This is a genomic window from Acinetobacter sp. WCHAc010034 (assembly GCF_001696615.3).
Taxonomy (GTDB): domain Bacteria; phylum Pseudomonadota; class Gammaproteobacteria; order Pseudomonadales; family Moraxellaceae; genus Acinetobacter.
In genome coordinates this window covers 2,054,074-2,072,938 of sequence record NZ_CP032279.1, presented here as the reverse complement: position 1 = coordinate 2,072,938, position 18,865 = coordinate 2,054,074, and the positions used below count along the sequence as shown (strand labels likewise).

Genomic DNA, 18,865 nt, shown 5'->3' with positions numbered 1-18,865 from the left:
ATTATGAATGCATGAATTTAAGGTGGCGGTGGCAGAACAGCAGCGCTTTTGCCAAATCCAGCTGTATGGTTTTGCGTGAAACGGCAAAGCGGCTGGCGATGGCGGTCTGCGGCATTTCTTCAATATAGTGCATGATCATGGCCAGGCGCTGGCGTTCAGGCAGGCGCGCCAGTATATCGGCAACCTTATGCAGTATTTCCAGCACCGTCACAATCTGCTCAGGCGAGCAGTCCAGCGCTTCCTCCTGCTCCGCTAAAAGCCGCAGATAATCCTCTTCTATCTTTTTTCTTCGGATCTGGTTCAGAATCAGGTTTTTAGCAATTGTCGCCAGATAAGGCCGGGGCTCTTTGATTTTTTCGCCGCTATCCGCATGGATAAATATCTTTAAGAAGGTATCCTGCATAATATCTTCTATGCTGTGCTTATTCGCGCGCAAGGTGCGGTTCAGCCAGCTGTACAGCCATTGGTAATTTTGCTGATAAAATCGGTCAAAACAGTAAATTTGTTCAGCATTCTGAGGACTGGATGACAAGCCTGTCATTTTACTCGCCTTTTATTCAGATTATGAATAGCAGCGATTATACACAAATAATAATGATTTTCATTATCATATTGGCTTTTTGTTTTTCCGGCTGCCCGCGCGGCTGCGGAAATTTCAAATGCCGGCTCATCAGGGCAAAGCGCATTGAGATCAAAAGCAGCAGGCTTCTGTAAAAGCCTGCTGCCTGCGCATATTCAGGCGCCGCTATTTTTGCCGGAACAGCGGCCGTCCATGCAAGTGCTGAATCATTCCAGATAGAAGGTTCTGAGCGGCGGGTAGCCGTTAAATTCAACCGATGCATACGACGCCGTATAAGCGCCCGCGCTCAGCCAGTACAGGCGGTCGCCGATCGTCAAATTCAAGGGCAGCTGATAAGGAATTTTTTCATACATGATATCTGTAGAATCGCAGGTTGGCCCTGCCAGCACCACTTTAGACTTTTCAGCTTGAGCCTGCATTTTGGGCGTATAAATCGGATATTTGGTGGTTTCGCCCAAGGTTTCAATCAAGCCATTGAACACGCCGACATCGGTATAAACCCAGCGCTTAGAGTCTTTTTCAGACTTATTGGCAATCAAGACAATTTCCGAAACAATCACTCCGGCATCGCCGACCAATGACCGGCCCGGCTCCAGAAACAGCATGATTTCACGGTCAAAATTCTGCTTTAAATACATCTTGATCTGATCTGCATAAGCCTGCAGGCTGTCAATTTCCGCCAAATAGCGCGCCGGGAATCCGCCCCCCATATTAATCAGTTCAAGCTGAATCTGATGCCGGCTTTCCAAGGTTTCAAAGACCTGCTTGACTGCGTCCAATGCCGTACGCCAAACGGTGACTTCTTTCTGCTGGCTGCCGACATGGAAGGAAACGCCGTAAGGCTTTAATCCCAGCGTCTTGGCTGCAGCCATCAAATCAACCGCCATATCCGGGTCGCAGCCAAACTTTCTGGACAGCGGCCATTCCGCAGTTGTGCCGGACTCAACAAGAACCCGGACAAAAACCCGCGATCCGGGCGCAAACTTTGCAATCTGCTCAAGATCCGCGCGCGCATCGGTGACAAATAAGCGCACCCCTTTGTCATAGGCATATTTCACATCCGCCGCTTTTTTGATGGTATTTCCGAAAGAAATCCGCTCAGGCGGCACACCGCTTGCCAAAACGCGGTCCAGCTCATATGTCGACGCCACATCAAAATTTGAGCCGATATTGCGCAAGCGCTGAATAATTTCCATACCCGGATTGGCTTTTACCGCATAAAAAATGTCTGCAAATGGAAAGCACTGCTTTAATTCTTCGTATTTAAATTGGATCCGGTCCAAATCAACCACTAAAAATGGGCTGTTTTTGGCTGCAGAAAAATCCTGAATCCTCTGCCATTGCTTTGATGAATAATAGTGTTCGAGCTGCATAGAAAATCCGCGCTTGTGCAATATGATGGTTGTCAGTGAGCCTGCCTTTTATCGGGTCAAGGCAGTTTTAAACAGGCGTTCAGCCTCTGGAACAAAAGCAATAAGCTCCAGTCAGCTTATTGCCCTAAAACATGCAGGCTACTGCCTTAAGCGCTGCAGCCAGTCCTGCACCGTCGGCGTTTCCACCAGATCCTGAAATTCGATACTGATTCCTGCATCGCGCCAGAAACCCACCAGGGTCATTAAGCTGACTGAATCCAGCCCCAGCATGAATAAATCATCATCATCCTGAATTTCCTGCGCATCCATATTCAGCTGCTTGGCGACGGCTTGGCGCACTGCAGTCAAATTCAACTGTTCCATTTTCATCTTTTCGCTCTCAGGTTCACGGCTTGAATCACTGAATCTGCATCAACAACTTTGGCGCAGCGGCCGGCGGCATAGTTCAGCGCCATCCGGTGCTCATCCAGGCTGAAATCGGCCAGGGCATCGCCAACTAGAAACGCCTGCATGTCCAGCATGAAGGCTTCGGCTGCCGTAAGCAGGCAGCCGATGTGCGCATAGACGCCGCAGATAATCAGCTGATCGCGGCCGCTCTCTTTAATCCGCTGTTCAAAGTCGCTTTTCTTGAAAGCGCTGTAGCGCCATTTGGTTAAAACCGTATCCTGTTCTGCCGGCTGCAGGCTCGGGATGATCTGCACCAGATTTTCTTCAGGCGCCAGGCCTTTGCCCCAAAAATCCGTCAGCAGCTGCCGGTGCTCCGGGCTCTGGCCGCCCGGCTGCGCCGTGTAATAGACCGGGATGCCGGCATCCCGGCAATGATCAATCAGCCTGCGGCAGTTGTTGATCAGCTCAGGAATCGGCGCCTGAGCCTGATCATAAAAGTCTAAAAAATACTGCTGCAGATCGTGAACGAGCAGTACCGCCCGGTCCGGTTCAACCGTCCAGTCCACTTTGTTTGCAGGAAAGCTGCCGGGCTGCGGCATGGGATAGCTTGCTATGCGGGGAATCGTCATTTCTTTACCTGTCTGTTTAATTTAAGGCTTGAACCAGGCGCTGCCTCAGTTCTTTCTTGTCAATCTTCCCTAAGGCCGTATATGGCATATCTTCAATAAATTCAATATGATCTGGGATTTTAAAAGTCGCCAAGCCAAATGCTCGGACATGCTGCCGCAGCTGCATGCTCAGCCGGGCAAGGCTGGGGTCCTGCTCTTCCCTGCGCCACTGTATAAATGCGCAGCTTTTTTCACCCAGCATCCGGTCCGGCATAGCCACCAAAGCGGATTGCATGACCTGCGGATGCAGATTCAGCGCCTGCTCAACTTCCTCAGTCGCAATTTTCTCTCCGCCGCGGTTGATTTGATCCTTGCTGCGGCCTTCAACAATGATGTTTCCGTCCTCAGTCATCCGCACCAAATCGCCGGTGCGGTAAAATCCGTCACGGGTAAACGCCTTCCGGTTGTGCTCATCCGCCTTGAAATAGCCGCGGATGGTATACGGCCCGCGCGTCAGCAGATGCCCGACCTCTCCGGCAGCCAATTCCCGGTCTTCATCATCGACAATTTTAATTTCGTCATCCGCGCTGATCCGGCTGCCCTGCGTGGAAATTATGCTCTCGGCGGAATCATCATAGCGCGTGTAATTCACCAGGCCTTCCGCCATGCCGAAGACCTGCTGCAGGCGGCAGCCATATTCTTCAATCAACTGGCGCGCCAATGCGTCAGGCAGGCGCGCGCCGCCGACCTGCAAAGCCTTCAGGCCTGCAAAGATATTGACCGCGCCCTGCTGCACCGTTTCCGCCCACTTGGCCGCTAAGGCCGGAACCAGCGCAGCATGGCTGATCCGGTGCTTTTCAATCAATGCGAAGCAGGTATTCGGCGAAGGCTCTTTGGCCAGCACCAGTGTTCCGCCGGCAAAAAACAGCCCCAGCGAACCGGCCGAACTCAGGCTGAAATTATGCGCCGCCGGAAGCGCCATCAGCATTTTCGATGTTTCATCCAGCTGGCAAATCTCAGCGCTCGCGCGCACGCTGTAAAGATAGTCGTCATGCGTTCTGGGAATCAGTTTCGGCGTTCCTGTGCTGCCGCCGGATAACTGAAAAAACGCCACATGGCGCGCGGTAATATTTGGCGCGCCGGCATGCTGCTCCGGAAATGCGGAAACATCCGGCCACGGATCAAACTCTTCCGGCTCCCCCACCACAATCACCTGCTGCAAAGACGGGCAGCGCTGCCGGCATTCCCGGGCTAAGGTGCGGTAGTCAAAGCCCGAATGCCGCTCCGCGCAGATATAGAGTTTTGCTTCTGTCTGCGCAATAAAATGGCTCACTTCCGCATGGCGGTGCGCGGGCAGGCTCATCACCGGGCGCATGCCGATGCCGATTGAGGCAAAATAGGCGATAAAGAACTCGATGATGTTCGGCAGCTGGATTACCAGGCTGTCGCCGGCCTGATAGCCCTTTTGTTCCAGATAGGCAGAGAATTGATCAACCTGCCGCTTCAATTCGGCATAGCTTAAATGCTCTTCCGCACTGATAACTGCAGTGTTTTTGGCGTATTTCTGCGCGCATTCATTAAAGAAACCGCTGATGGTCTGGCCGAGCCAGTAGCCTTTGGCAATATATTTTTCTGCAAACTCAGGCGGATACTGCACAATCCCTTCCCAGAGCGGTGCTTCAGCCAATTGATGATCCTGCATGACAAAAAACCTTTTAAATGAAAACCAATTCTTCGGCTTTCAGGCCCAAAGCGTTGAACATTGTTTTAAATTTGGCGGCTGTTTCATCCAGCTCAAGCTCAGGCTGAGAGGCTTCAACAATGCCGGCGCCGGCGTACAGCCGGGCAGACTGATCGCAGATCCGCCCGCAGCGCACATTCACCGACCATGCGCCATTGCCGTGGGCGTCACTCCAGCCCATCGTGCCGGCAAAAAGATTTCTCTGGAAAGGCTCCAGCTCCGAAATCAGCGCTCTTGCAAGCTGGGCGGGCTGGCCGCATACCGCAGGCGTTGGATGCAGAATGGAAACCAGATCAAAGATATGCAGCTCAGGGTCTTTCAGCTTGCCCTGAATCGGGGTCGCCAGATGCCATAAGGTTTGCGTCTTAATCAAGGACGGGGACTTGGGAATGGTTAAAGTTTTACACAGCGGCGCCAGCTGATCGGCAATCGCTTCAATCACCAGGCTGTGTTCATACTGGTCTTTTGCCGAGGCCAGCAGGCGTTCCGCCTGCGCCTGATCTTCCGCATGATCTTCACGCCGGATCAGCGTCCCGGCGACAGGATGGCTGAAGACATTTTCATTTTGCTTGGCAGCCAAAAGCTCCGGGCTGGCGCCCATAAACCACCCGTCCTGTTGAGGATTCTGCGCTAATGCAAAAGTGTAGCCTTCCGGATTTGACATGAATAAGCGGTGAAACAGTTCAGCAATATTAATTTTTTCAGCAGTTTTTAAATCTATTGCGCGCGCCAGCACGGCTTTTTTCAGTTCAGTGGTCTGCATCAGCTCCACTAATTTGCGGACGCCGTCCACATAGTCCGCATGCTTTGGGAGCAGCTTCGCTTCAACTGCCGCGGCCTGCAGCGCCTGATTTCCGGCTTCAAAGATCTCCGCCAGATGGGTGTTTTTGGCTTCAGCAATAGAAAGTTCCGGCAAGTCGCGCGTATCAAACGGCAGGCTGCCGGCAATGATCAGCTCAGCATTGCCCTGCTCCTGAATCCGTTCAGCCAGCTGCTGCTTTGCCTGCTGCAGCCATTGCTTCTGCTGCTCCAGGAAATCCAGGCTTGCGGAACGCTTGAAATCAATATTCTGAATGATTTTCTTGCTGGAAATCATCCCCGTTGGCGCTGCAAAAACAAAGCCTGCGCGGTCTTCCTTGAGCAGTTCTTCCTTTTTAATCCCAATTGCATTTTTAAATACCGATGGCTCTACTGACAGCATATTTTCTCTCACATATATCAGGGAGATGTTTTTATTGAATCGACCTATTCGCCGCGGCCTTAAAAGGCCTCAAGGCAGTTGAACACTATAAATATAATGGTTATCATTATCAAATGATATCTATTATCGTTAATTTTTTGTTAAAATCATCAGGATCAAAAAAATGGCCGGCTTATTTATTGTGACTGGCGCAGCGCGGGGCATCGGCGCGGCGATTGTTGAAAAACTTCTGGCAGATAATCACCTTGTGATCGGAATTGACATTCATCCGCAGCCCAGTGCATGGGATATTTTTAACCAGCCGGATGCGCAAAAGGCCGGAAACTTTGAAGCCATCAGCCATGATATTCAGCAGACGGCATCCCTCATTGAGCGGATTCAGCATTCCAGATTTGCGGAAACGCCTATTTCCGGCCTGGTCAATGCAGCAGGCATTTTAGACATGGGCAGCCTGCTCGATACCACCGCAGCGCAATGGCTGCACAGCCTGAATACGAATTTCATCGGGCCGGCGCAGCTGACCCAATGGGTGGCGCAGCAGATGCTCCCGCATAGATCCGGAGCGATTGTCAGCATCAGCTCAAACGCCGCTTTAGTGCCGCGGCTGGGCATGGGGCTGTATGCAACCACCAAGGCTGCGGTCAGTCATTATTTTAAAAATCTGGCTTTAGAGCTTGCCCCGCATGGAATCCGCTGCAATTTAGTCCTCCCCGGCTCCACGCTGACCCAAATGCAGCGCCAGCTTTGGACAGACAGCAAGCCGCCGGAAAGCATTATTGAAGGAAGCCTTGAGCAGTACCGCAGCGGCATTCCATTAGGCAAAATTGCGGAACCGCAGGATATTGCCGATGCGGTGCTGTTCCTGCTGTCTGATCAGGCCAGGCAAATCACCATGCATGAGCTTGTGGTGGACGGCGGCGCAACCTTAGGAGTCTAAAGCCGCCGCCGCGCCCCGCTGCCGGCTTCAGTCCGGCAGTTTTTTGCCAATTTCAAGCTCATTCAGGGCCAGCTCAGGCTGAATCAGCCACAGCTGCAGCATCTTCATGAAGTCATGCCAGTATTCTTCCAGACTGGCCGCTGTATAGAGTTCCGGATGGCCGTCTATCGCCAGATACAGGCGCTCCTGGCCGTCAACCATTTTATTGGAAACCGCCATGTCAAAATCTTCAATCGGGCCTGCTGAAATTGTGGTTTTCTGCAAGCGGCAGCCTTCGAAAAATTCAGGCAGGGGGAACGGAATCCAGTTCACCACAGGGCCAAACAGGATATTTTCAAACGGCTCAAAATCATCCAGAACAAAGCGCATCTGTTCAAAATAGCTCTGCTGATAAGGCCGGATTTCCGCAAAGCGCGAGGCCAAAAGCTGCACCAGATCTTTTAAATTTTCTGCGCCATGCGCGCCCAGGCGCAGCGGCAGAATATTCATCGTCAGGCAGGGAATCCGCATGGCGGCCGTGCCTAAGCGCGACAGCATCGGGATGCCGAAACACTGCTGCGGGTCATCCAGCTGCTTTGTTATGTAGCCCATGAAAACCGCCATCACAATCATCGCGCTTGGCAGCTTCAGCTCGCTTGCCAGCGCATTCAGCTGCTGCTGCACGCCGGCAGCAATCACGTCTTCAAAACGGTAGCCTTGGGTAAACGGCTCATTCAGGCGGCGCTTCAGCCTTTTTTGCGGCGCCTGCGGTCCGGAAAAGCTGCTCTTCCAGAATGCTAAATCGGCCGCCGCTTTTTCCGACCCGATATACCGCTGCTCTTCTTCAATAAATTTGCCGTAATGCTCAAAGGCTTTATTCTTCAAGTCTGTCCCGTTTTTCAGGGACTGATAGTAGTCAATAAAGCGGCTGATCAGCAGCCCATAGGCATAGCCGTCTAAAGCCGCATGATGCGCCCTGAGGAATAATCCATACTTCTGATCATCCAGATACGCAAAAGCATAGTCATACAAATGCCCTGCCGTTAAGTCAAAAGCCGGCTGCACCTGCTGCTCAACCCATTCATTCAGCGCTTTTTCATTCAGCTGGGACAAGTCGATAAAGCGTGGCGCCTGAATTTCCACATCATCCTTGCGGTAAAACTTGCCGTCCTGCTCAATGACGCGCCAATGCAGCGCCTTGGCTTCCTGCAAAGTCAGGGCAACCGCTTGATGGAATAATTCCCTGTCCAGCGGCCCTTCAATCACCAGCCATTCCGCCGTGTGAAATGGCAGGCTTCCATGATAGTTATGGCCCAGCCACATGCTGTGCTGCGCTCTGGTTAATGGCTGTAATGTCTTCATTTCCTGCATATAAGCACCATTGATCAAACGAGTTATTTCTTAAAAAATTTCTGCCGTTAAACTGGCGATGAATTTCCGTTCATGCGCTGCGGCCAGCATTCTGCAAGAATAGCGCAAAAGAATAATAATTATCATTAACAAATGCAATTTAATGTCATTAACCTTGCAGCCGGCTCAAACTGGCTATAAACTGCCCGGACAATCAACTTTTTATTGATCATTTGGAATAACAACAGCAGATTAAAAAATGGCTACCAACCCCAATACCGCGCCGCGGCATATTCAAGTGCATTCCTCTGTGCAGATTTCTCCCCATATGCAGCGCATTTATTTCCGCAGCGACAAGTTTGCTGATTTTCCGCTGGATGAAGCCGGCGCGCACATCAAATTATTTTTCCCGGAGCAGCGGAGCGCCATGCCCCTGCTGCCCTACCGCAATGAGCTTGGAAAAATCGTCTGGCCGGAAGGGAAAAGGCCTGTCACACGCACATATACCATCCGCGATTTCATTGCAGATGAGCAGCTGCTGGTTGTCGATTTTGTGCGCCATGCAGACTTCGGCACCGCCGCAAACTGGGCGGTGCATGCGCAAAAAGGCGATGTGATCGGCTTAGCCGGGCCGGGCGGGCCGGCAAGATTCAACCCTGAAGCTGACTATTTTATTTTTATCGGCGATTTATCCGCGCTGCCGATGATCGCGGCCTCACTGGAGCAGCTGCGCGCGGATGCGCAAGGCGAAGCCTGGATTGAGATAGAGCAGGCCTCCGATCAGCAGCCGTTAAGCGCTCCGCAAGGCGTGCAGATTCACTGGATCAGCGCTGATCAGGCATTTGAGGATGCGGCTGCCGGCTCCTTTAAAAATCTGGACTGGAGCAGCAGCATCTCCGTCACCCTTGCCGGCGAAAACACCCGCGTGGTGGCGCTGCGGAAAATTTTGAGGCAGCAGTACAGCATAAGCAAAGCGAATTTATATGCGGTTCCTTACTGGAAGCGCGGCCACAGTGAAGAAACCTATCATGATGAGCGCCACAGCGTCATGGATGATGAAGGATGATTTTTATGCATATTGAAAAAAATAACAGCACATTGCCGAAGGCGGCGTCTTTGGCAATGATCTCTCTGGCTGCGCTGCTGAGCGCCTGCTCAAAACCCAATGAAGCAGCATCCTCCGCTGCAGGAAATGCAGCGCCGCAGGAACAGAGCGCCAGTTCGGCGCAAAGGCAGATCACCGATGCGCTGGGCCGCCAAGTCAGCGTGCCTGCGCATCCTCAAAAAGTGGTTGTGCTCAGCGAACTGGATTTAGACAGCGCGATTGCCCTGGGGATTGTGCCTGCAGGCAGCACCTATGTGCGCGGCCAAAGCAATTTCCAGCCCTACTTGGCGCAGCAGACCCAGCAGGTGGCTTCCGTCGGCAATTTTGGCCAGCCCAGCATGGAAGCCATTCTCGCGCTGCAGCCAGACTTGATCATTGCCGGAAGCATGATTGATACGCAGCTTCTTAACCAGCTTAATCAGATTGCGCCTACGGCCGTAAGCTTTGCGCGCGGCGAATCATGGAAAAGCAGCTTCAAGCGCGTTGCGGAAATCCTCAACCGGCAGGAAAGCGCGGACAAAGCGCTGGCAGCCTATGCGCAGAATATTCAGCAAGCCAAAGCCAAACTGGCAGATCAGCAGGGGCAGACCGTCAGCGTCACCCGCTGGACGGCAAATGGCCCGATTTATATGTACAAAGACTCCTTCGCCAGCCAGGTATTATCCGACTTAGGGCTGGCGCGCCCGGCGCAGCAGCAGCAGGCCGGCGCCAGCCACTCTGCGCCGATCAGCCGGGAACGTTATGACCAGATCGACGCCGGCTGGATCATTATCGGCAGCAGCTTGCCGCCGGAACAGCAGCTGAATGAGCTGAATAAGTTTCCGGAATTTAAGCGCCTTCAAGCGGTTAAAAACAATCAGTACTTTGCTGTTGATGCTTCGATGTGGACCGGCGTAGGCGGTCCGAATGCAGCGAATCAGGCCGTAGCAGATGTCTTGGCGCACATGCCGAAATCATAAGCTGCTATGCTAAAAATGCTTTTTCAGTCTCTCAGCTTCAAGCCGCTTTTTGCATTCCCCGCACTCGCGGTTTTGACAGTCTGGTCTATTACTTACGGGGCCGGTTCGCCCAATGCCGCGGACAGCTTCAAGCTGCTTTGGCACAGCCTATCCAGCCTGAGCCTGGCGCCGCTGCAGCCGCTGCTTGAACTGCGCATCCCGCGCACTTTGGCAGCGCTGCTGGTGGGGGCCGCGCTGTCCATTTCGGGCGTGATCTTGCAGAATCTGCTGAAAAATCCCCTCGCAGACAGCGGCTTAATCGGCATCAACAGCGGCGCATCCTTAGCGGTTGTGATTGCCGTTATTCTGCAGCTTCATGGGCTGAGCCTGTTTTTCTGGGCCATCTTCGGCGCCTTCATCAGCGCGCTGCTGGTGTTCGCTTTGACGCCTAAAAATCAGGCCGATTACAGCTCGCTCACCCGCTTAGTGCTGGCTGGGCTTGCCATTGCCAGCACGTTTCAAGGGCTGATGGCAGCCTTATTGCTGAAATTCCAGAATGGGCTGGATGAATACCGCTTCTGGGTTTTAGGCTCGCTGAACCGCGTTGAACCGCAGTTTCTGCTGATTGCAGCCGGATTCATCGCTGTCGGCATCATCACCGCCTGCCTGATCATCCGCCCGCTGGCCTTAAGCCTGGTCGGCGACCAGCTGGCGCAAAGCCTGGGACTGAATCTGAAGCTTTTAGAGCTGGCCTGCATTTTTGCAGTGGTTCTGCTGACCGGCAGCGCCGTGGCGCTGACAGGGCCGATCGCCTTTTTAGGGCTGATTGCGCCTTATTTTGCGCGGGCAATTGGAGCCGTTTCAATTCAGCAGCAGCTGCTGTACAGCGGCTATTTCGGCATGGCGCTGCTGCTGGCTGCGGATATTCTGGCGAGAACAGTGGTGCAGCCGTTTGAGGCGCCGGTCAGCATTTTATTGACCCTGCTGGGCGCACCGGTGCTGATCTGGATGGTGCGGCAGAATAACCTGCAGAATATTGTGCAGCTGGAGAAGTAAGATGAAAGATGCTTTTTCATTTGCCGGTTCAAGCCAGGCCTGGAAAGCCTGGCTGATCTTAGGCGCGGCCGCCTTGGCCCTGATTCTGGCCAGCCTGATGTACGGGGAAATAAAGCTTTCTTTTCAGCAGCTTTGGTCTGTCATGCTCAATCAGGCGCAGCCGGCGGATCAGCTGCTGATTGAAAACATCCGCCTGCCCCGCCTGCTTGCAGGCATACTGATCGGCGCAGCCCTCGCCCTGTCCGGCCTGCTGCTGCAGCTGATCACTAAAAACTCTTTAGCCAGTCCGGATGTGTTCGGCATCAGCGACAGCGCGGTGCTGGCTTTGGCATTTACCATTTTATTATCCGGCAGCGGCATGCTGGGCGAATGGTGGCATGCGCTGTTTGGCGCGCTGGCCTGCGTCAGCATTATTTTAATTGCAGCGGGAGGCGTCGGCACGCAAGGCTACCGCATTCTGGTGATCGGCATCGGGGTTGCGACGCTGATGAAAGCCGGCTTTGACCTGATCCTCTCGACCTTGCCGGTCATGCACAGCAGCAGCATTCTGGTTTTCAGCACAGGAAGCTTAATTGGCCGCAGCTACGCTGTCCTGCTGCCGGCCTCTCTTTTAATCCTGCTGCTGGTTTCGGTGATTATTGCATGGCGGCGTTTCTTCAGCGCGGCGGTCCTGCCCGATGCCGTCATCCAAAGCATTGGCGCGCCACTGCCGTTCCTGCGCTTCATGATGGTCTGCATCGCCGCTTTTCTGGCGGGCACCGCGGTGAGCATTGCCGGCCCGATAGGATTTGTCGCCATTGCAGCGCCGATCCTCAGCTTTAAACTCTTTCCTCAGAATCTTTTCCCGGTCTTCCCGGCGCTGTGCATTGGCGCCTTAATGGTGGTCGCTGCCGACCTGCTGGGAAGGACATTGCTGGCTCCGGCCGAAATTCCGGCGGGCATTATCAGCGGAATGATCGGCGGGCCTTTACTGCTGTGGCTTTTATACAGCAACTCACGGAATGCAAGCCGGATATGACTTTAAAAATTTCAAAATTAAACGCCGCTTATAAAGCGCATCCTGTGCTCAAGAATATCAATATTGAACTGAATCAGGGCCAGGTCACCGTTTTAATCGGCCCCAACGGCAGCGGCAAATCCACCTTGCTGAAATGCATTGCGCAAATTCATCCGCAGTATGACGGCGATGTGGCATGGGAAAATCATAGCCTTAAAGGCTTAGCCAAGCGCGATTTAGCCAAGCAGCTGGCCCTGCTGCCGCAGCATGTCACTGCGCCGAATGGAATGACGGTGGAGCAATTGGCGCGCTTTGGAAGGTTTCCGCATCAAGGCTGGTTCAAGCAGTGGCGGGCTGAAGATCAGGCTGCAATTAATGACGCACTGTCCGCCACCGGCTTGGCCGAAATGCGGAATGTTCCCCTGAGCAATCTGTCCGGCGGCCAGCGCCAGCGCGCATGGATTGCCATGGTGCTGGCCCAGCAGACGCCGCTGATTTTACTGGATGAGCCAATCAGCATGCTGGATATCGGGCATCAGGCCGATATTCTGAATCTGGTCAGGGAACTCGCCAAGCAGGGTAAAAGCATCATCATGGTGCTGCATGATTTAGCCACGGCGGCCCGCTGCGCGGACTGCATGATTGCGCTGAAGGACGGGCAAATTATCGCGCAGGGAAATTCCAGGCAGATTCTGACCCCGGCTTTAGTCAAGCAGCTCTACAATATCGAGGTCGAAGTGCAGCATGCCCGCAGCCTGGCGCAGCCGGATCTGCGGCGCTTAGTGGTGATCCCTGAACATTTCGGCGATCCGAATCCATGCGCGTAAATGCCGGAGCTGCCTTACCGGCCGCCGAGATAAAAGCCTCAGAATTTCAGCAGCGCCGCGGTGAAATCCATCCAGGCGGCAGAGGCATTGCACTGCATTTGGCGCATTGAAGAGCTTCAGAATAACTGCAGGCCATTTTCAGCGCCGCTTGGCGCAGGGCTGCCAGCCTTCGCCGGATTTTACCGCCTCAGGGCAGCAGTTAAAAACATATTAGAAGATGTATTTCAATAACTTAAATCCACAATACCGCGCTGCAGCATCAATCCCCTAGCATTGGTAGGTCTTTGGTAGGTATGTTTTTTTAAACAGTTATTCAATACTCAAGCCAAGGTGAGGTGAGCATCACCCATAACAATGACGACAATGAATGGTAGAAGGAATCGCACCATGGCTTTTAAAAATATTGCAGATCAAACCAACGGTTTTTACATCCCTTGCGTATCGCTTTTTGGCCCGGGCTGCGCCAAAGAAATCGGCGGCAAGGCGCAGAATTTAGGCGCAAAAAAAGCGCTGATTGTAACTGATGCAGGCTTATTCAAATTCGGCGTGGCCGACCTGATTGCGGGCTATCTGAAAGAAGCCGGCGTAGACAGCCACATTTTCCCCGGCGCGGAACCGAACCCGACCGATATCAACGTGCATAACGGCGTTAAAGAATACAACGACAACGGCTGCGACTTTATTGTGTCTTTAGGCGGCGGCTCTTCGCATGACTGCGCCAAAGGCATCGGCCTGGTTACCGCAGGCGGCGGCCACATCCGCGACTACGAAGGCATCGACAAGAGCACCGTGCCGATGACCCCGCTGATCGCAATCAACACTACAGCGGGCACAGCGTCTGAAATGACCCGCTTCTGCATCATCACCAATACTGACACCCATGTGAAAATGGCGATTGTTGACTGGCGCTGCACCCCGCTGATTGCAATTGATGACCCTAAGCTGATGATCGCCAAGCCGGCAGCATTAACCGCCGCAACCGGCATGGATGCGCTGACGCATGCTGTTGAAGCTTATGTGTCTACCGCAGCTAACCCGATTACCGATGCCTGCGCGGAAAAAGCGATTTCTATGATCAGCGAATGGCTCAGCCCTGCGGTCGCCAACGGTGAAAACCTGGAAGCGCGCGACGCGATGAGCTATGCGCAGTATCTGGCCGGCATGGCGTTCAACAATGCCTCACTGGGCTATGTGCATGCCATGGCGCATCAGCTGGGCGGCTTCTACAACCTGCCGCACGGCGTCTGCAACGCAGTGCTGCTGCCGCATGTCTGCGAATTCAACCTGATTGCCTGCCCGGACCGCTATGCGCGCATCGCGCAATTGATGGGCGTCAATACCGACGGCCTGACCGTGACTGAAGCTGGATATGCTGCAATTGACGCCATCCGTGAGCTGTCTGCATCCATCGGCATTCCATCCAGCCTCGCTGAACTGGGCGTGAAAGAGCAGGATTTGGGCATCATGTCTGAAAATGCGCAAAAAGATGCCTGCATGCTGACCAACCCGCGCAAAGCAACTCATGCGCAAGTAGTCGATATCTTCAAGGCAGCGCTCAAATCCAGCGCTTCAGTGGTAAATTTTAAAGCGGCTGTTTAAGTTCTCTCCCTTAACTTTTTGTTTGCTTTGGCAATTTAAGCGGAATGAAACAGCCATCCATGCTGTTTCATTCGGGCAAGCCGATCCTGCTTGCCTGGCGCTTAAATTGCTTTTTTTATTTGCGGTTGACAAAGTTCCGGACTTCGTCAAGGATGAGGACATCCATGACAATAACAACCAGAGCAAATTATGCCAGCAGCGCAAACCCCTCCCGCGTATCAGCCCGACATCCTCGGCGCAGGCTATGAGCAGGCCACCCTGCACTTCCCGGATGATTACGAAGGCCCAGTCACCTCCACTTTAGTCCGCAAAAAAGCCCCGCAAAGCGCCGGCAAAGCTGTGCTGTATATTCACGGCTTTATTGATTATTTCTTCCAGACCGAAATGGCCGAGCAGTTCAATCAGCACGGCTTTGATTTTTATGCGCTGGATTTAAGGAAGTACGGCCGCTCCATTCTGCCGCATCAGAAATACTACAATGTGCGCAATCTTGCCGAATACGATGCGGAAATCACGCGGGCGCTCGAGATCATCGGCGCGGAACAGCATAATGCGGTGCTGCTGTGCGGGCATTCCACCGGCGGGCTGACCGCCACGCTGTACGCCGCCCATCATCCTGAGCATCCCTTGATTAAGGCGCTTTGGCTCAACAGCCCGTTTTATGACTTCAATATGCATCCGCTGAAGCGCGCATTCGCGCTGCCGCATGTAAGCCGCCTGGGCAAGGTTTTTCCCAACCTGCAGCTCCCCAGCGAGCTGAACCCATGGTATACCGCCAGCATCCATAAAGCGCTGAAAGGCGAATGGCAGTTCAATCTGGACTGGAAAAAGGAGGCCTATCCGAAAGTCCGGCTCAGCTTTATCAGCGCGGTCTTTGAAGCGCAGAAAGAGATCCACCGCGGGGTGAAAATTGATGTGCCGGTGCTGGTGATGCATTCGCATCAGACTAAAAATCCGCGCAAATGGGGCACGGACGCGCAAAGCAGCGATGTGATTTTAAGCGTGAAGCATATCCGGAAATACGCTAAAAAAATCCGGGGGGATGTCACGATTGCTGAAATTAAAAATGGCCTGCATGACCTGGTGCTGTCGGAAAAAGCCGCGCGCAGCAGCGTCTACCGTCAGCTGTTCAGCTGGCTCAGCAGCAGGGGGCTGTAAAGCGCCTCAGTTGGCTGCATAGAGCTTATGCTTCAACAGGGTCTGATGCACCGGGTGCTGTTTCGGCATCAGCTCAATCAGGCGCTCCACCGCATCAATCGCTTCCGGAAAGCGCGCCACATGCCTGAGCAGCACATCGGTTTCATTGGCCTTGAAAATCGCATCGCTTAGGCGCGATTCCAGGCAGTCGCGCCATGCGCATAGAAATGGGCTTTCGGTTTTCGCCAGAAATACGCCGGAACACAGCTTCAGCGCAGATTCAATATAGCCGGCATCCAGCGCCTGTTCGGCCTGCAGGAAGTCGGCTTCAACATTGGCTAAAATCCGGTAGGGCCTTGAGCCCAGCATGCCGCCCAGCACATCGCGCAGCTGCGACATTTCCGCCTTCAGCGTGCCGATGCTGACCTTGCGCTCGCCATATAAAGCCTGATGCAGGGTGTCCAGCGTCATGCCCTGCGGGCACAGCGCCAGAATCACTAAAATTTCAATCTGGCGCGGGGTCATCACCAGCACTTTGCCGTTGAACAGCACCTGTGAAGCTGAAAAAGCCCGGATATACAGCTGCTGCTGATGCTGCTCCTGCAGCGCCAGCTGAATAATAGAAGCGCAGCGCTCCGCCGCCAGCAGGCCCAGGCTGTTATGGTTTTCCCATGTGGTGGACAAGTCAATGACGCCTAAAATCTGCCGGGAATACGGGTCAATAATCGGGGCTGCGTAGCACACCCAGTCATGAATCGATGACATATAGTGCTCATTGGAAAATACGCAGCTGGACTGCTGGGTTTTCAGCGACAAAGCCAGCGCATTGGTGCCGACCAGCTCTTCCTTCCACTGCCCGCCTTCCATAAAGTGCACGCTTTCGGCGGCGCGCTGCATTTGCTGGCTGGATGCGGTCCAGATAATGGTGCTGCCGACATCGCCCACAGCCACCACCATAGACGACTGCTGCGCAATATGCTTCAAGTCTTCCGCGCAGCGCTTCAGCGCATGCTGCAGCGCAGTCGGCGCCTGCTTTGCCGGCGCCTGCATCGGCGCAGCCGAGCGGTCTTTGGGAATTTCAGCGGTCTTTGAGCGGTTCCATGAACTGAGGATGCTTTGCCCAAGCAGTTCCGCATGCAGGGGCGACAGGCTACTGCTCTGCCTGAACTGTTCTATCTGTTTCCTTTTTTCGACTAAATTCCGCATTGCTGTCATCCTTTAGCTGCTCAATTATGGCTGGAGCCTGCTGCCGCGTCACGAATGGCTTGCGCTGCCGGCTGAATTGCCCGCCGCCGCAAATATAGACGAAGTGCCGGCAGACTTCCATCATATGTCCCTGTCATCTTTATTCTTGTAACTATTTGTCAAAAGGCTGTAAACCGTCCTTCAACCAACCTTTTTCCAACCTTCGCTTAGGTATGCTAATCAAATAATGTACCAAAGTACCTTATACCAAAGCTGCAGACGCTTTGTGATGAAGCACACCATAATAAGCAAAGGAATTTTCATATGCGTTACGCCGATCCAAATCAGCCCGGTTCAAAAGTCCAGTTTAAATCACAGTATGAAAACTTCATTGGCGGCAAATGGGTGCCGCCGGTCAATGGAGAATACTTCGACAACCTCTCCCCTGTCGATGGCAAAGCATTCACTAAAATTCCGCGCTCTTCCGCAGCCGACATCGAGCTGGCGCTGGACGCGGCCCACGCAGCCAAAGCGGCATGGAACAGCGCATCGCCGACCACGCGCTCCAATGTGCTGCTGAAAATTGCAGACCGCCTGGAAGAAAACCTGGAGCTGCTAGCAGTGGCGGAAACCTGGGACAACGGCAAGCCGGTCCGTGAAACGCTGGCAGCCGATATTCCGCTGACCATTGACCATTTCCGCTACTTTGCCGGCTGCATCCGCGCGCAGGAAGGCGGCATTTCTGAAATTGACGAAGACACAATCGCTTACCATTTCCATGAGCCTTTGGGCGTAGTTGGCCAAATCATTCCATGGAACTTCCCGATTTTAATGGCGGCCTGGAAACTGGCGCCAGCTTTGGCGGCGGGCAACTGCATTGTGCTGAAGCCGGCAGAACAGACGCCGGTCAGCATTTTAGTCATGGCTGAGCTGATTCAGGACCTGCTGCCGCCGGGCGTGCTGAATATTGTCAACGGCTACGGCGCTGAAGTCGGCCGCCCGCTGGCGACCAGCCCGCGCATTGCCAAAATCGCCTTTACCGGTTCAACTCAGGTTGGCCAGATGATCATGCAGTACGCTACTGAAAACATCATTCCGGTAACGCTGGAACTCGGCGGCAAATCGCCGAACATCTTCTTTGAAGATGTGATGGACAAAGATGATGACTATCTGGACAAAGCGCTGGAAGGCTTCGCGATGTTTGCGCTGAATCAGGGCGAAGTCTGCACCTGCCCGTCGCGCGCGCTGGTGCATGAAAGCATTGCCGACAAATTCCTTGAAAAAGCCATTGAGCGCGTCAAGCGCATCAAGACCGGCCACCCGCTGGACACTGAAACCATGATTGGCGCGCAGGCTTCGCAGGAGCAGCAGGACAAGATTCTGGGCTGCATCGCGACTGGCCGCGAAGAAGGCGCACAAGTGCTGACCGGCGGCGGCGAGCGCCGTGAAGTCGGCGAAGGCTTCTACATTGAGCCGACCATCTTCAAGGGCCATAACAGCATGAAGATTTTCCAGGAAGAAATTTTCGGCCCGGTGCTGTCTGTGACCACCTTTAAAGACTTTGATGACGCGATGAAAATCGCCAATGACACCATCTACGGCCTGGGCGCCGGAGTATGGTCACGTTCAGCGCATACTTCTTACCGCGCAGGCCGCGCGATTCAGGCCGGCCGCGTATGGACTAACTGCTACCACATCTACCCTGCGCATGCAGCGTTCGGCGGCTATAAGAAATCAGGCATTGGCCGTGAAAACCACAAAATGATGCTTGATCATTATCAGCAGACCAAGAACCTGCTGGTGAGCTATTCAACTAAGCCGATGGGCTTCTTCTAAGCCCTCCGGCATACAGCCAGCGGACTGAG

Annotated in this window: 17 protein-coding genes; 9 read left to right on the top strand and 8 right to left on the bottom strand. The window is 53.6% G+C overall.

What is annotated here, in order from left to right; genetic code table 11:
- Position 1: 1 nt before the first annotated feature.
- The 6 genes from BEN74_RS11480 to BEN74_RS11455 form a co-directional block, all read right to left on the bottom strand.
- Positions 2 to 541: an RNA polymerase sigma factor gene (locus BEN74_RS11480; protein WP_068913521.1), complete on the bottom strand. Its 540-nt coding sequence runs from the start codon at positions 539 to 541 to the stop codon at positions 2 to 4.
- A 245-nt stretch (positions 542 to 786) separates the two neighbouring features.
- The gene (locus BEN74_RS11475) at positions 787 to 1,953 is read right to left on the bottom strand and encodes a type III PLP-dependent enzyme (protein WP_068913519.1); all 1,167 of its coding nucleotides are present in this window, start codon (positions 1,951 to 1,953) and stop codon (positions 787 to 789) included.
- Between the two features lie 138 nt (positions 1,954 to 2,091).
- Positions 2,092 to 2,316: a phosphopantetheine-binding protein gene (locus BEN74_RS11470; protein ID WP_228200346.1), complete on the bottom strand. Its 225-nt coding sequence runs from the start codon at positions 2,314 to 2,316 to the stop codon at positions 2,092 to 2,094.
- 2 nt (positions 2,317 to 2,318) lie between these two features.
- Positions 2,319 to 2,969, bottom strand: a complete 651-nt coding sequence (locus BEN74_RS11465) for an isochorismatase family protein (RefSeq protein ID WP_068913515.1) — start codon at positions 2,967 to 2,969, stop codon at positions 2,319 to 2,321.
- 16 nt (positions 2,970 to 2,985) lie between these two features.
- On the bottom strand, positions 2,986 to 4,650 hold the full coding sequence (locus BEN74_RS11460) for a (2,3-dihydroxybenzoyl)adenylate synthase (RefSeq protein WP_068913513.1): 1,665 nt from the start codon (positions 4,648 to 4,650) through the stop codon (positions 2,986 to 2,988).
- A 13-nt stretch (positions 4,651 to 4,663) separates the two neighbouring features.
- On the bottom strand, positions 4,664 to 5,890 hold the full coding sequence (locus tag BEN74_RS11455) for an isochorismate synthase (RefSeq protein ID WP_068913511.1): 1,227 nt from the start codon (positions 5,888 to 5,890) through the stop codon (positions 4,664 to 4,666).
- A gap of 163 nt (positions 5,891 to 6,053) precedes the next feature.
- Here BEN74_RS11455 and BEN74_RS11450 point away from each other — a divergent pair, with 163 nt between their 5' ends.
- Complete coding sequence (locus tag BEN74_RS11450) at positions 6,054 to 6,827, top strand: SDR family oxidoreductase (protein ID WP_068913508.1); 774 nt, start codon at positions 6,054 to 6,056, stop codon at positions 6,825 to 6,827.
- Positions 6,828 to 6,854: 27 nt separating this feature from the next.
- Here BEN74_RS11450 and BEN74_RS11445 read toward each other — a convergent pair whose 3' ends face one another.
- A complete protein-coding gene (locus tag BEN74_RS11445; protein WP_228200345.1) occupies positions 6,855 to 8,168 on the bottom strand; it encodes a condensation domain-containing protein in 1,314 nt (437 codons plus the stop codon).
- 247 nt (positions 8,169 to 8,415) lie between these two features.
- On the opposite strand from BEN74_RS11445, the gene BEN74_RS11440 reads away from it, so the two are divergent.
- The 7 genes from BEN74_RS11440 to BEN74_RS11410 all read left to right on the top strand — a co-directional run bounded on the left by BEN74_RS11440 (position 8,416) and on the right by BEN74_RS11410 (position 15,836).
- Positions 8,416 to 9,222: a siderophore-interacting protein gene (locus BEN74_RS11440; protein WP_068913503.1), complete on the top strand. Its 807-nt coding sequence runs from the start codon at positions 8,416 to 8,418 to the stop codon at positions 9,220 to 9,222.
- 5 nt (positions 9,223 to 9,227) lie between these two features.
- Entirely contained in the window at positions 9,228 to 10,220 is a 993-nt protein-coding gene (locus BEN74_RS11435; protein ID WP_162898180.1) for an ABC transporter substrate-binding protein, read from the top strand.
- Positions 10,221 to 10,235: 15 nt separating this feature from the next.
- Entirely contained in the window at positions 10,236 to 11,255 is a 1,020-nt protein-coding gene (locus BEN74_RS11430) for a FecCD family ABC transporter permease (protein ID WP_068913501.1), read from the top strand.
- Position 11,256: 1 nt separating this feature from the next.
- Positions 11,257 to 12,273: a FecCD family ABC transporter permease gene (locus tag BEN74_RS11425; RefSeq protein ID WP_068913498.1), complete on the top strand. Its 1,017-nt coding sequence runs from the start codon at positions 11,257 to 11,259 to the stop codon at positions 12,271 to 12,273.
- Entirely contained in the window at positions 12,270 to 13,079 is an 810-nt protein-coding gene (locus BEN74_RS11420) for an ABC transporter ATP-binding protein (protein ID WP_068913496.1), read from the top strand. The genes BEN74_RS11425 and BEN74_RS11420 overlap by 4 nt, the downstream gene beginning before the upstream one ends.
- A 387-nt stretch (positions 13,080 to 13,466) precedes the next feature.
- A complete protein-coding gene (gene mdh / locus BEN74_RS11415; RefSeq protein ID WP_068913494.1) occupies positions 13,467 to 14,678 on the top strand; it encodes an iron-dependent methanol dehydrogenase in 1,212 nt (403 codons plus the stop codon).
- Between the two features lie 189 nt (positions 14,679 to 14,867).
- Positions 14,868 to 15,836 carry an alpha/beta hydrolase gene (locus BEN74_RS11410; RefSeq protein ID WP_068913492.1) on the top strand — a complete coding sequence of 323 codons (969 nt, stop codon included), beginning with the start codon at positions 14,868 to 14,870 and terminating at the stop codon, positions 15,834 to 15,836.
- A gap of 6 nt (positions 15,837 to 15,842) precedes the next feature.
- Here BEN74_RS11410 and BEN74_RS11405 read toward each other — a convergent pair whose 3' ends face one another.
- Entirely contained in the window at positions 15,843 to 17,030 is a 1,188-nt protein-coding gene (locus tag BEN74_RS11405) for a transcriptional regulator (RefSeq protein ID WP_068913490.1), read from the bottom strand.
- Between the two features lie 294 nt (positions 17,031 to 17,324).
- Here BEN74_RS11405 and BEN74_RS11400 point away from each other — a divergent pair, with 294 nt between their 5' ends.
- Entirely contained in the window at positions 17,325 to 18,836 is a 1,512-nt protein-coding gene (locus tag BEN74_RS11400; protein WP_068913488.1) for an aldehyde dehydrogenase family protein, read from the top strand.
- Positions 18,837 to 18,865 lie beyond the last annotated feature (29 nt).